The organism is Rhodopirellula islandica (genome assembly GCF_001027925.1).
In the GTDB taxonomy this organism is placed as follows: domain Bacteria; phylum Planctomycetota; class Planctomycetia; order Pirellulales; family Pirellulaceae; genus Rhodopirellula; species Rhodopirellula islandica.
In genome coordinates, this window is the sequence record NZ_LECT01000044.1 from 560,461 (window position 1) to 573,799 (window position 13,339).

The 13,339-nt window shown below is 58.1% G+C and carries 12 protein-coding genes, 1 tRNA gene and 1 pseudogene; 8 read left to right on the plus strand and 6 right to left on the minus strand.

Annotated features, from left to right (window positions below):
* Window positions 1–502: 502 nt before the first annotated feature.
* Window positions 503–760, minus strand: coding sequence for a hypothetical protein (locus RISK_RS23350; RefSeq protein ID WP_047816763.1), 258 nt, complete (start codon window positions 758–760; stop codon window positions 503–505).
* Window positions 761–988: 228 nt separating this feature from the next.
* Here RISK_RS23350 and RISK_RS33225 point away from each other — a divergent pair, with 228 nt between their 5' ends.
* Window positions 989–1,309 (plus strand): hypothetical protein, encoded by a 321-nt coding sequence (locus RISK_RS33225; protein WP_236696609.1) that lies wholly within the window; start codon window positions 989–991, stop codon window positions 1,307–1,309.
* Here the strand turns inward: RISK_RS33225 and RISK_RS33230 are convergent.
* Window positions 1,298–1,498, minus strand: coding sequence for a hypothetical protein (locus RISK_RS33230; RefSeq protein WP_236696610.1), 201 nt, complete (start codon window positions 1,496–1,498; stop codon window positions 1,298–1,300). The genes RISK_RS33225 and RISK_RS33230 overlap by 12 nt on opposite strands.
* A 172-nt stretch (window positions 1,499–1,670) precedes the next feature.
* Between RISK_RS33230 and RISK_RS23355 the strand changes: the two genes are divergently transcribed.
* From RISK_RS23355 to RISK_RS23380, 6 genes and pseudogenes are all read left to right on the plus strand, one after another.
* Window positions 1,671–4,391, plus strand: coding sequence for a mechanosensitive ion channel domain-containing protein (locus RISK_RS23355; protein ID WP_390173960.1), 2,721 nt, complete (start codon window positions 1,671–1,673; stop codon window positions 4,389–4,391).
* A 145-nt stretch (window positions 4,392–4,536) separates the two neighbouring features.
* The gene (locus RISK_RS23360) at window positions 4,537–5,367 is read left to right on the plus strand and encodes a manganese catalase family protein (protein ID WP_047816764.1); all 831 of its coding nucleotides are present in this window, start codon (window positions 4,537–4,539) and stop codon (window positions 5,365–5,367) included.
* Window positions 5,368–5,422: 55 nt separating this feature from the next.
* Window positions 5,423–5,809, plus strand: a complete 387-nt coding sequence (locus tag RISK_RS23365) for a hypothetical protein (protein ID WP_047816658.1) — start codon at window positions 5,423–5,425, stop codon at window positions 5,807–5,809.
* 110 nt (window positions 5,810–5,919) lie between these two features.
* Window positions 5,920–6,189: pseudogene (locus RISK_RS33455) on the plus strand (glutathione-dependent formaldehyde dehydrogenase); the annotation flags it as partial.
* Between the two features lie 197 nt (window positions 6,190–6,386).
* The gene (locus RISK_RS23375) at window positions 6,387–6,884 is read left to right on the plus strand and encodes a type II toxin-antitoxin system RelE/ParE family toxin (RefSeq protein WP_201778960.1); all 498 of its coding nucleotides are present in this window, start codon (window positions 6,387–6,389) and stop codon (window positions 6,882–6,884) included.
* Window position 6,885: 1 nt separating this feature from the next.
* Window positions 6,886–7,230, plus strand: coding sequence for a helix-turn-helix domain-containing transcriptional regulator (locus RISK_RS23380; protein ID WP_047816661.1), 345 nt, complete (start codon window positions 6,886–6,888; stop codon window positions 7,228–7,230).
* A gap of 486 nt (window positions 7,231–7,716) precedes the next feature.
* Here the strand turns inward: RISK_RS23380 and RISK_RS23385 are convergent.
* The 4 genes from RISK_RS23385 to RISK_RS23400 form a co-directional block, all read right to left on the minus strand.
* Window positions 7,717–7,790, minus strand: a tRNA-Arg gene (locus tag RISK_RS23385).
* 331 nt (window positions 7,791–8,121) lie between these two features.
* Window positions 8,122–9,492 carry a glycerate kinase type-2 family protein gene (locus RISK_RS23390; RefSeq protein WP_236696612.1) on the minus strand — a complete coding sequence of 457 codons (1,371 nt, stop codon included), beginning with the start codon at window positions 9,490–9,492 and terminating at the stop codon, window positions 8,122–8,124.
* Window positions 9,493–9,533: 41 nt separating this feature from the next.
* Entirely contained in the window at window positions 9,534–10,127 is a 594-nt protein-coding gene (locus tag RISK_RS23395) for a thioredoxin family protein (protein ID WP_047816662.1), read from the minus strand.
* 54 nt (window positions 10,128–10,181) lie between these two features.
* Window positions 10,182–11,006 carry an enoyl-ACP reductase FabI gene (locus RISK_RS23400; RefSeq protein ID WP_047816766.1) on the minus strand — a complete coding sequence of 275 codons (825 nt, stop codon included), beginning with the start codon at window positions 11,004–11,006 and terminating at the stop codon, window positions 10,182–10,184.
* A 209-nt stretch (window positions 11,007–11,215) separates the two neighbouring features.
* Between RISK_RS23400 and RISK_RS23405 the strand changes: the two genes are divergently transcribed.
* Window positions 11,216–13,162, plus strand: coding sequence for a sigma-54-dependent Fis family transcriptional regulator (locus RISK_RS23405; RefSeq protein WP_047816767.1), 1,947 nt, complete (start codon window positions 11,216–11,218; stop codon window positions 13,160–13,162).
* Window positions 13,163–13,339 lie beyond the last annotated feature (177 nt).

The following is a 13,339-nucleotide window of genomic DNA, read 5'->3' on the forward strand; positions in this document are numbered from 1 at the left end:
CGACGTTTGAACGCATGTAGGATGGGCACTCTTGTCCGTCAGAGTGGTGGATGTCGGCCAAGAGTGGCCAACCTACAAAAAAATCTGCTCGTTCCCAGGCTCTGCCTGGGAACGCAATGCACTGCAGGCTCCGCCTGCTGAGACAGAATCGGGAGGCGGAGCCTCCAAGACAGTGTGTTCCCAGGCAGAGCCTGGGAACAAGGGACAAGGGAAAGTGGAAATCCGCCGAGACGCGGCATCAGAAAACGGCACGAGCTCTGAATACGAAATGAACAGGCAGGCAGGATTGGGCGGAACCTGAGTCGAACAGTTGTCCGCAACTGTTTCCGTGCTGGCACAGACTCATCGAAACGTTCAACGCGAACGCGAGCCAATTTCGATGCAGAGTCGGAGAGGCACGCGCACAAAAAAACGGAGCCAACTTCCGGGAATTTGAACTCGCCGGCCAGTTGGGCTCCGTGATGGATCGTGAATCAATCGGACTCAAGCGGAGTCCATTTGATCACTCAGCAGTGCCAGCGGCTGCGTCGATCGTTTCTTTGGCCTTGTCGCCACCTTGGTCGATCGCACCGTCAACGGTTTCTTTGGCAGCTTCTGGGACCATGTCTGCGCTCGCGTCTTTGGCGGTAACAGCGGCGGAATCAACACCTGCTTTGGCTTGATCAGCGATTCCAGCGGCGGAGTCCGAGCCCTTTTCGCATCCAGCCAAAACAGCGACCAAAGAAAGGGCAAGCAACGATTGAGTGAGCTTCGTGAACATCAAATTCATCCTGAGAAATTGGACTGGGCGAATCCCGACAATTTTGATGACCCGCCCTTCAATTCCAACCCTATCGGAAACGTTTCTGAACACAAGTGGACCACTGCCAGGCCGTGGTCGTCCGTGGTTGATCCGCGTCTCAATCTGGCACGCTCGCTGTTTTGTTGATTCGTCGGGTGTGAAACTGGATCGATGTGGCGATGAACCCCGATTTTCCGTATTCATTCGGTGTCCGTTCTCCGCCGGCGGCCAATTCTTCCTGGCGGTTTCGCCGCCATTCTGTTTGCATGCTGTGGTCCCGATGAACCACCCATTGAGATCGAAGTCGTTTCGTTCTGTTTCGCAATCGCGATTCGAGCCGCGTCACGCAGTGCTGCAGGCGGTGAATGTCGATCGTTCGCAGCACGGCAGCACCGCGACGCTGTTGTGGATGGGGTGCTGTTTCCTGGTTTGGCTCAGCATGGGTGTGGCGTCCGCACAGGAGATCGTCTGGACGACCCCGCAACCGCCGCCGTTCACCACTTCGTCTGTCACGACCTACCCCGTTGAAACGTCGTTGCCAGTGGCGTCGTCGAGTTCATCTTGGTCGACTCCATCGGAACCCGTTGAAAGCTGGCCCGGCCACACGGAAACCTCTTCGCGAGGTCGTTTGTCGCCGCCAGCGTTCACATCCAACACGTCATCCCGTTCCACCTCTGGCTCTCGATCACGACCCTCGTCGTCCACGAGTTCGGCCACGACGAATTCGTCACCGAATCGACGCCCCGTTCAACGCCCTTTTCCTGGGACGACTCAGACATCCTCGTTGGCAGGCAATGGCAAGTCGAGCAACGGTTCCGATTGGAACGCAGTCGATTCGACCGAAGCAACCACGGCGAGTTATCCGTTGCTGCCTCGTCAACGAACTGAGGTGGAAGATTGGCGACAATCGCCGTACGCAGAGATGCACGTGCGCGCGGCCCAGCAGTCGGAAAACCGGTTTCGCTCGGCCGCCCAAACCTCGGATCCCATCGCAGCTGACATTGCTGAGAAGAATGCGGAACTGGTTCAGCAATGGATTGTTCTCGCAGCGGACTACAACCAACTCGCCAGTCGAGTGTACGCAGCGAGCGAACAATTCGAGGCCACACGGACTGACTACGAGGATGTCAATCAGAAGTTGACGCAACACGGTCTGACGCCAACCATTGGTTTGTTGCTGCGTCACAAGAAAGATCAGCTCGAACAATGGCAAATCGAAAACAGTCAAACTGCTTTGGCGAGCGAGGCTCTGGGAAAGTCACGCCAGCAGCAATTGGAATTGGACCTGATCCGATTGGATGGGACGGAACCTGAAAAGCAAGCCACAGAAGTTCTTGCGGCGGCCGGTTACGACGCCACTCGTTATGGCGACCCGTTGCGATTGCAAGTCGAAGAGCTGCTGCGACAACGCAGTGCCTGGATCCGCTCGTTGCAAATCGGATATCAGGATCACCAGCAAAAGATCAGCGAATTGGATTCGATCGCCACTGCATCGCAGGCATTGGCGGACGACTATCGAATGCTGATCGACCGGCACGTCATGTGGATCCGCAGCGATGAGCCACTCGGGCTGAGCGACGCCCAGAATTTGAAGGCTGGGATGGCGGCTTTGTTCGATTCCAACCGCAGCGGAGATTTTGGACCGACCTTTGAACGAAAGATTTCGACCAACCCGGTCGGTGCGATCGGTCTGTTGGTCGGCGTCGTGTTGATTCTGGTGCTGCGTTGGGTTGCCAAGTCGGCACTGATTGCGATTGGAAGTCGGAAACGAATGCGAAAGGCCTCGCCGCACAAACGGAAATTGTTTGCGGGTGTGCTGACGGTCCTGGTCGCTTCAGGAATTCCTGCGATCCTGTTTTGGGTCGGGCGTTGGTTGGGCACGGGCGTGGTTTCCGAAGCAACCTTGCATGCCTCCGATGCCTTTTGTGCTGCCAGTTTGGTGGCTTGGTTGATCGAGGTCCCGCGGCAGTGGCTGCGGGCGGAAGGATACTTGGATCAACACGTCGACATTGAAATGCCTCGTCGACCACGTGCGATGAAGTACCTGACGATCATCGGCATGGGATTGGTCATCGCTGCTTACACGATCACGTTGATGAGTGAAGTGGATCACGGGATGTGGCGTGGTTCGGTTGCTCGCGTGGGATTCATCCTGACGATGTTGTTGGCGGCGTGGACGATGCATTTGACGCTTCGTCCCGTTGGTGGATTCCTGGAACCGTTGATTGAGAAGTTCTGCGGCAGTGTGATTCATCGCGGTCGGTTCTTGATGTACTTGGCCGGCATTGGATTGCCGTTGTTTTTGATTGCTTTGTCCACGCTCGGGTACAGCGTCACCACGCATGAGATCATTCAGCGGATCATCTTCACGGCGGTGACGTTGATGTCGACGGCGATTCTTTGGGCGGGTGTGAAGTATGTGTCCGCCGAAGCCTGGGACTTGCTGACGGGCACGCGTTCGACCAAACAAGCACAGGAAGAGTACGACGAGCCTGAGGCTGGCCGTGTTGCCGGGGCCCTGGGTGAACATTTCTTGGAACTCAAACATCACCTCGCATTCCTATGCCAGTGTGCGTTGGTGCTGAGCGCGGTGGTGTGTTTTGGTTGGCTATGGATCGACGTGTTCCCAAACGTCCGAATGGGAAACCCGGAGCTGTGGACGGTGGACGACACCGTGCAACAAGCCAGCGTCAACGCGATGGGGCAAACCGTCATGCAATCGGTGGTGGAAACGACGCCCGTCACCGCCGTGCATTTGTTGCTGGCCGCGGGCACGTTGTTCGTCGCATTTCAATTGGCCAAGTTGCTGCCAGCCTTGTTTGATGCCTTGGTGCTGCAGCGAGTGTCGTTTGATGAGGGCATGGAACACTTCACGTTGGTGTTGGGGCGGTTCCTGCTGTTCAGTGTTGGGTGCTTCATCGCCTGCAAATGGATCGGAGTCCGTTGGCACACGATCCAGTGGCTGGCCGTTGGTCTGATGATTGGCTTGGGCTTCGGTTTGCAAGACATGGTCCGAAACCTGTTTGGCGGATTCATCGTGTTGTTTGAAAAACCTGCTCGATTGGGTGATTTGATCACGGTTGGGAACTTCACCGGACGCGTCGCGGCACAGCGTCTGAGAACGACCGTGTTGTCGGACGATGACGGTCGCGAAGTGATCATCCCGAACAAGAACTTTGTCAGTGACGACGTGGTCAACTGGATGGGGGCCGGACGCTTGTGTGTGATCCCCATGGAAGTCGCGGTCACGCGAGACGAGCGGCCCGCGGACCTGTGTCGGACCTTGCAGGAATTGATGATCGAGCAGCCCGATGTGCTGCTGACACCGGCTCCTCAAGCCACTTTGGTGTGCGTCGGCCAACGGTCTCAACGAATTGAAGTGCGTGCTTGGATCGAACAAGGGCAAAACGCCGATCGCTACCGTGATCAATTGCTGAAGCTCGTTCGTCGTCATTTGCTCGAACGAAATTTGCTGGCTCAAAACCAACCATCTCAACCGGAGATGAGAGATGTGTTGACCAAGCAAGACGATTCGGAAGATTTCTTCGACGACGATTTTGGCCAGCCCCGAATCTCCGACGCGATCCGCAAACGCAAGCGTCGGGCGTGAATCGATGACAGGAGCCTGGCGGGATTGACTCAGTCCGAAACATCCATGATGTGATCGGTAATGAAGTGAGATGGCGCATGACTTGCTTCGGTCGATGCGCTATTGGAGAAACTTTTCTTCCCACTTCCAAATCGAAAGGTCATCGATGTTCTATCACGATGGTGGCAAGCTTCAGTATCCGGTTCGCGTTGAAAAACCAAGCCCGATCTTTGCCAAGGCACTTCAGCAAGCAATCGGCGGTATTCAGGGCGAAGTTCGCGTTTGCTTGCAATATCTGTTTCAGGCTTGGGGCGCACGTGGTCCGGCAAAGTATCGCGATATGTTGCTGGAGACGGGCACCGAAGAGATGGCCCACATTGAAATGTTGGCAACCGCTGTTGCATTGAACCTGGAAGACGCACCGCTGGAACAAGAAGAGGCGGCGAAAGACCCAGTCGTAATGGCGGCAATGGGAGGCATGAACATCCAACATGCGATCGGCACCTGCATGGCCGCGATGCCGGTCGACAGCGAAGGTGTGCCGTTCAATTGCAGCCATGTGTATGCCAGCGGAAACGTTGCCGCCGACATGCTGGCCAACGCGACCGCGGAATCCACCGGACGCATGCTCGCGGTTCAGTTGTGGAAAATGACGGACGATCCTGGCATGAAAGACATGTTGAGCTACATGATCGCTCGCGACACCATGCACCAAAACCAATGGCTCGCGGCTTGGGAAGAGCTCGGCGGTCCGGAGAACCATCCGATCCCGAACTCGTTCCCACAAGAGAACGAGAACAGTGACTACGCCTACGCGTTCCAGTCCTTTGGCATTGGCGATGACTTTGAAACGCCACGCGGCGAATGGACCCAGGGCAAATCGTTTGACGGAAAAGGCTCCAACTCCGTGGTCAGAATGCGACCGCTGGGTGACAAGCCACAGTTAGGTGCCGCTTCGCCGAAGTCGGCGGCTCAGAAAGGTCAAATGGAGAAATGAGCGGAAGCTTCCACCCCTGGTCGATTGATTCGAAGGAGACGTCATGAAAAGTAGTATGAAACGGCGTGAAGCGGTTGGCACATTGCTCACCGGAGGCGTCGGCGGTTTGGCTGGCATTCTCGCGAACCGCCCGGCCCAAGCTTCCGACGGAAGTGCTTCAGTGACCGACGTGTTTTGCTCGGAATTGACGCTTTCGCCGCGGGAAACGCCGGAAGCGGAAACGAAGAATCAGTTGCGAGAATTCGTGCCAACTCGCGTTCGTTCTGGGCATGTGTTCTGCACGCTGACCTCGCAAAATGCAAAGAACCCGGCGATCACTTCGGTGTACGCGGCACCAGTCGTGCGTGATGGCCAGCCCGGCGCCGAGATCACGATTCACTTTTTGGGTCAGCCTCAAAGTGACGTGAACCTCAGCCTTTTGCATGTGGGCGTGTCCGCTTGATGCGAGCACGCCATCGCGTTGTCAATTCGCTCGCCCGCCACGATTGGACTCAGTCGTGGCGGGGTTTTTTTGAAGCGTTTCGCGATGCGGCATTGTTGATGTGAGCTGATTCCAATCGCAATGCGGAACAGGCGGAAAAGATCGTGGGGCATTCGCCCGCCGGTTTGTTTGGCTACACACACATGCTCGGTGGATACGCGGGAGGGCAAGCGGAGTACTTGCGAGTGCCTTATGCGGACGTCGGACCGATCAAAGTGCCCGATGGACTGCCGGATGAACAAGTCGTTTTCTTGTCGGACATCTTTCCGACCGGTTACATGGCGGCGGAAAACTGCGACATCCAATCCACCGACACGGTCGCGGTTTGGGGCTGTCCGCCAACGTTCTCGGGGCTTCCACCCCGAGCTAGTGAAGTCGGCCCCGTCCGGGGCGAAGTTTTGAGAATGGCGTTGGAAGGTGCCTCCGGAAACTGGGACGGAGCGATCGAGCTCATGGCCGATGTGAATGTGAATCCAAAGATTGAATTTTTCAGGGTCCCTGGCCACTTCTCGGGCATCGCCCCGCTCGTGCTAATCGGTTGACAATAGATAACGTATGTGTTATCTTCGGTTCGTTGCTATCCCATCCGATGGACACAAGGAATGAGTCATGGCCATCGGGAGCAATCTTTCAAGAGCAGGGAGGCGATATGCCATCAGTAAGAGAGTTCGAAAACGAAGATGGCCGGTCTCCATTCGGTGAATGGTTTGTCGCTTTGGATGGCCAAGCCGCCGACCGCATCCGTGAAGTTGTTTTGCGGATGGAGCTTGGAAATTTGGGGGACGTGAAGCCAGTTGGCGAAGGTGTTTCCGAACGCCGCATCACGTTCGGTCCGGGGTACCGCATCTACTTTGGCCGGGACGGTGATGAATGGATCATCCTGCTTGCGGGCGGCACGAAGAAGCGTCAGCAACGCGACATTGAGGATGCAAAAACGAACTGGGCCAATTACAAGGCCCGAAAACGGGCGGAGACACGAGCAAAGAAAACAACCCACAAGCCTTCGGGACGGACGCCGAGGGGGAAAGAGAAATGACATGGCACTCACGAGAGAGTTCATCAACACAATCAAAGAGAAGGCGGACAACGATCCGGAGTTTCGCGTGTCGATGCTTCGGTCGGCCGTTGCTGCTTTCATAAACGGTGAGGCGGCACTTGGGCGGTTGACGCTTCGCGACTACGTCAACGCAACGATCGGTTTTGAAGGCTTGGCCAAGGGGCTTGGTGAATTCAAACCACAAAGTCTCATGCGAATGCTGAGCAAGGATGGCAACCCACGATCTGAAAACCTATCTGCCATCCTTGCTTACCTGCAAAAACACGAGGGCGTGTCACTCGATGTGGTCTCCGTGGACAAACCGCGAGAACTTGAAAATGCTTGAACGATTGGCTTCGATGGGACTCGAGACTTTGAAGGACGCCGAAGCCATTCGTTGCGTTCACCGCACCCCGAGATGGATGACGTTGGAGCTGATTGGTCGTCGTCCGGTTCCACCCAGCCCGCAGGTGAAGGGAATTTGCCACAGCCGTTTGATAGCCCCTCGATGTGGTAGTCGATTGCAGTGGGCGTATTCTGGATGTGGCGCAGCGGTGCGCGTTCTACAAGCTTGCGTTCAAATTGGCCTTCTCTGGACGTGGGGATTTCTCGCCGCATCATCGACGACGGCCCCGTCCGGGGCGGCCTGGTGATGTCCGCCAACGTTCTCGGGGCTTCCACCCCGAGCTAGTGAAGTCGGCCCCGTCCGGGGCGAAGTTTTGAGAATGGCTCCGGGGGAGCCCGCGTTGATAGCTCGGGGCGGAAGCCCCGAGGCCGCTGCCAACAGCGGCAGGGAATCGTTTGATCAACGAATCACGGTGTTTTTAGCCAATACACCCGGCGGGGTTCGAACCCACAACCTTCGGCTTCGGAGGCCGACGCGCTATCCAATTGTGCCACGGGTGCTTGGGGATGAGTCGGGCTCATCCTGAGGGTTGATTGTGACCGATCCCAGCAGTTTGGAACAGATGACTGGTGCCGTTGATTTCAAGGAGCATGGTTGAGAAACGGTCGTGCTCGATTGCTGGTGTCTGCCTCTGATCCGTCGGTGCGCTACGCGACCGATGGCGACCGTCTGAAATCCCTGACGGGATTGCGTGGGAACCGGGGCCAATGCACAAACGGCTCACATGCTCGGAGGCACTTGTATGCTTCGCTCGAAAAGTAGTCTTTCACTCGGGCGTTTGGGTCCCGAAGGGAAACGCGGCCGGGTGTGTTGCGGACGCAGGCGATGGAGTCAGTTCGTGTGGCGGCGGTGCTGGGGATGGTCCACCAGGGCGATGCGGAGGTCGCAGACGTTGGTGCCGGTGGGCCCGGTGAGGAGCAAGCCGCCGACTTGCCGCAGAAAGCTGTGCGAGTCGTTGCGTCGCAAGGCGTCGTGGACGTCGAGACCAAGCTCGACAATTCGACGATGGATGCTGCCGTCAATCATTCCGCCCGCGGCGTCGCTGGGGCCGTCTTCGCCGTCGGTGCCGCCCGACAGAATCGCGAGCCGTGACCATTGATCGTCGGATAGATTCAGTTCCAAGAGGCGAGCGTAGGCGGCCAGGACCAGTTGCCCGTTGCGGCCTCCGATGCCTCGGATGGACGCGTCTGCAAGGGAGACGGTGGGTTCGCCGCCGCTCAGGAAGGCGTCTTGTCGGTGCACGGCCGGGTCGGCTTGCAGCATCGTCAGTGTTAGGTCAGCGAGGTGCCTGCCCACGGTTTCCGCCTCGCCTTCGGATTGGCGATGGCAATGCATCACGTGGTTGTAGCCCAGCGATTCCGCTTCGATTCCGGCTGCGTCGACCGCGACGGCGTTGTTGCCAAGCACGAACGTGGAATGGTCGGCAGCCGCGATGGAGGACGCAGGGTGGTCGGCGGCTCGTTTCAGATGTTCACGAACGAGACTGGGGAGTTGGTGATCAGGATCAAAATGGTCCAAGACGGCCAGGGCATCGATTGCCGTGGAGGTGTCGGGCACGGTCGGGCCAGACGCGATCAGATCGAGCGGGTCGCCGAGGACATCCGAGAGGATCAGGGTAAGAAACTGACCGGCTTGGTTGGCTCGCAGGAGTCCACCGCCTTTGACTTCGCTGAGGTGTTTGCGGACGGTGTTGAGGGCCACGATGTCGGCGCCGTGCGAGCTGAGCCAACGCGTGACCGTCAGTTTGTCATCCAGCGAGATGCCGGGGGATGGTCGACATAGCAGCGCGCTGCCACCGCCGGAGATCAACCCGATCACGAGGTCACGAGGACTGGCGTCGGCGACCAGTTGCAGGATCCGATCGGTGCCTTCGATGGCGGCGATCGTGGGCTCGTTGACGCCCGCCGGGCGAGCTTCCTGGATCGTGATGCCGGGCAGGTCGCGGTGGCATCCTTCGGGCACGTTGACATGCCCGATGACGGGAAAGTCTTCGCCGCTGTCGGTGGTCAGGTTGTTCTGGATGACTTCCGACAAACCCGCGGCCATCGCCGCGGAGGCTTTGCCGGCACCGACAACCACCACGCGATCGAAGGAGTCTTTGCGAATCGAGTGCTCAGCGATCAGCATCGCGGTCTCATCGAAGGAGACCGCATCGATGATCAGACGGTCTCCCAGAACCGCTTCGACGCCATGTGAGAACATGGCTCGGGCGTCCTTCAAGAGCGTTCCGGGAGTCATCGGGTTCACGCGGTGCCGTTGGGGTCGAAGTAAGTCGGCTCGTTGCCTTCTTTCCACTTGATGTTGCAACCAATCGATGGTCGTTGTTCCGCCTTGGGCGAGCGGCCCGCGATGGTTTCGTCGAGTGCCGCACGCAGGTCCGCGCCGGTGACCGGCAGGTCGGACTTGGGGCGGCTGGCGTCGAGCTGGCCGCGGTAGGTCAGTTTGTGATCGGCATCGAACAAGAAGAAGTCGGGTGTGCAGGCGGCTCCGTAGGCGATGGCGACCGATTGGTCTTCGTCCAAGGCATATGGAAATCCGTAGCCACGAGATTCCTTTTCGGCCTTCATGGCATCGAAGTCATCGTCGGCGTACTTCGCAATGTCATTGCTGTTGATGCCGACGACGCCGACGCCATGCTGCATGTACTCATCGGTCAGCAACTTGAGTTGCTCGGCGACGTGTTTGACGTACGGGCAGTGATTGCAAAGGAAGATGACCAGCAAGGCCTTGTGGTCCTTGAAGTCGGCGAGCGTGACCGTTCCGCCATCGGTTTCGGGCAGCGAAAAGTCAGGGGCGGCAGTGCCCAGTGGCATCATCGTCGAAGCGGTGCGAACCATGGGAAGTCCTTGGGGAGGAGGAGTTGAAGTTAGCAGTTAGCAGTTAGCTAGGAGCTAGTTCGAATGCTTTTTGATTTCGTCGAGCAAGCGTCCGGGGCTGCCCATGGCGTTGTAACCACCGTCCACGTGCAGGATTTCGCCGCTGATTCCGGAGCTGGCATCGCTCAGCAGGAACGCACCAGATTTTCCGACTTCTTCGTGAGTCACGTTGCGGCCCATCGGTGCCATGTGTTCGTACATGGTCAGCATTTCTTCGACGCCAGCGGCACGTCCGGCCAGGGTGCGGATGGGGCCGGCGGAGAGGGCGTTGACGCGGACGCCGCGGGCGCCCATGTCAAAGGCCAGGTAACGCATGGAGGCGTCCAGAGCGGCTTTGCAGACGCCCATGACGTTGTAGCCGGGGACGCACTTTTCGCCGCCGTAGTAGGTCATGGTCAGCACGGAACCGCCCGGATTCATGATGGGCTCCGCAGCGGCGGTGACGGCCAGCAGTGAAAAAACGCTGGCTTCCATGGCCAATTTGAAGCCGGCACGCGAGGTGTGCATCGTTTCGCGGCCCAAATCGTCGCGGTCCGCGAAGGCGATCGAGTGCAGCAGGAAGTCAATTTTTCCGAAGGTTTTCTCGGTGTGCTCAAAAACGGTGCGGATGTCGTCGTCGTTATTCGCGTCCATGGGTAGGAGGAATTCGGCATTGTCTTCCAGATCCGTCAATTTGGAGACACGGCGTCGATTGCGTCGTTTTTCGTCGTCAGCTCGGTCGGGAAGGTGCGTGAAACCGCATTTGCCGCCCTGTTTCAGGATTTCTTGAGCGATCGCCCACGCGATCGAATGGTCATTGGCGACCCCGATGATCAGCCCTTTTTTTCCTTCAAATTGCATCTTCAACCTTTTCGGCTTAGTTCTATTTGTTTGTCCGACGGTGAACATCATCGCGGCGGTTTCCAAGACCGACAAGCCGACGTTCGTAACTGGGACACCGACGCGTGATTGGTTACTCATCCCCCACTATTGTCAAAGCACCTTCAACCATGGAACGGTCGCACACGGCTTCGCCCCCACTCGCTTCCCCGGTCACTTCGGAGGGCTCGATGACGCACACCCGTGCGATGTCATCGTTCATGCCCGTTCTGCTGGGGCTGGTTGGGAATCGGGCGACTTTGCGAGGCGGGATCGTCAGTCAAATCCAAGATCGCTGGCAGCCCACGTATTGGACGGGTGACCGCTGGAGCGAGGCGGAATCTTTGGCCAGCCAAGCGGTGGCCGACGATCAAACCGTCACGGCCGAGGGCTTCGCGGCGGTGGGAGTTCAGGTTGCTCCGGGCTGTGACACGACCGATTCGGCCGCGGCTGAATCGGGCGGATCCGCAGATCCGTCGAGCCAAGAAATTTTGCCCGGCGTCGGCAGCGATGCGATTGTGTTGTCGGTGGACGGCCGGCCGGCGGATGCCAGCACCCTGGCAATGTTGGCCACTGCTTTGGGCCGTTTTTTGTGGTTGCAACGCAATCATCAAAATGACGCTCGCCGGCTGTGGCAAACCTCCAAAATGTTGCAGCACGCGGCTGTGTGGCAGCAGCTGGACAGCGACGAGAAATTGTTGGCTTCCATGGCCGACTGCGCTTGCGAAGTGCTGAACTGCGAACGAGCCACGATCTTTCTGTGGGACAAACGCACCAAGAAGCTGATCGGGCGACCGGCGATTGGAATCGAAGGCGGTGTTTTGGAAGTCGAAGACAACGCGGGGATCGTTGGCGAAGCCTTGCACAGCGGCAGCCCCCGATGGTGGTCCGCCGGTGGGACCGACGAAGGCCGCGTCAACCGACGAATCGATCAGGCCCAGAATTTCACGACACGGTCGTTGCTGGCCGTCCCGATGGTCAACGCGCGCAACCAAGTCATTGGCGTGTTTGAGGGCATCAACGCTCGCCCCGGAGATCACCGCAACGAGAGCTTTGATGCAGCGGACGTTCGGACGTTGACCGAATTGGCGATGCACGCTTCGATTGCGATTGATTCCTATCGAACGCGAACGAATCTGACGGAAACGCGTGACCGGTTGGTCGAGCAAGCTGCCCTGTCCAAGCCGCTGATTGGCAACCACCATTCCATTCAAGAGATCCGCCGGAACGCCACCAAGGTGGCGCCCACCGATCTCAGCGTTCTGGTGCTGGGCAGCAACGGAACGGGCAAAGAAGTGCTGGCCCAAAACATTCACTATCAGAGCGAGCGTCGCAACGGGCCGTTCGTCGCCGTCAACTGCGCGGCTTTGGTCGAAACGTTGCTGGAAAGCGAACTGTTTGGGCACGAGAAAGGGGCGTTCACCGACGCCTCGGACACTCGTGTGGGCAAGTTTGAACTGGCCAACGGAGGCACGTTGTTCCTGGATGAAGTCGGCGACATGAGCGCTGGCGGGCAAGCCAAGTTGCTGCGGGTTCTGGAAGAGAAGGTCGTGGTCCGCGTCGGTGGGTCGCGTCCGATTCCGGTGGATGTTCGCGTGATCGCGGCGACCAACCAACCGCTGCAAGAGCTGATCACCACGAAACGCTTCCGCGAAGATTTGTTCTTCCGGTTGAATGTTGTCTCGCTGACATTGCCGCCGTTGTCGCGGCGGGGCGAAGATGTGATGGAGTTGGCCGAGCATTTCTTGATTGATTTTTGCCGGCAAATTGGCCGAGCGGTGCCGACGTTTGCTCCCTGTGCTCGTGATGCGATGCTGTCGCATGATTGGCCAGGCAATGTGCGGGAACTGCGCAATACGGTCGAGCGAATTTGTTATCTGACCACGACCGATGTGGTTCGAGCGGATGATTTGATGATGTCCCCCTCGGCATCTCGTCCAGCGACGGTCGCACCGATGATGGGTGATGTGGACGGCAATTTGAACTCGGCCACGCGGGTGTTTCAGGTTCAGCACATCGAGCGTTTGATTGCGTCGTGCGGCGGCAACATGACCGAAGCGGCCGGCAAATTGGGGCTGCATCGATCCAACTTGTATCGCAAGATGCGTCAGCTCGGGATGCCGACGTCCGGCTCATGAGTTGGATCAAACAAGCCCGATGACGGAGAGGGGGGCGGCGTCGAGCCATTGTCCCAATTGTTCTTGGTTGCGAGTTGATCGAGGAGTGATTCGAGACAGTCATTCCGCGAGGACTCGGGGGAACAATTGGGGCAATGGCTCGATCGGGTCTGGGCTGACTCAACCACCGCCCACGCA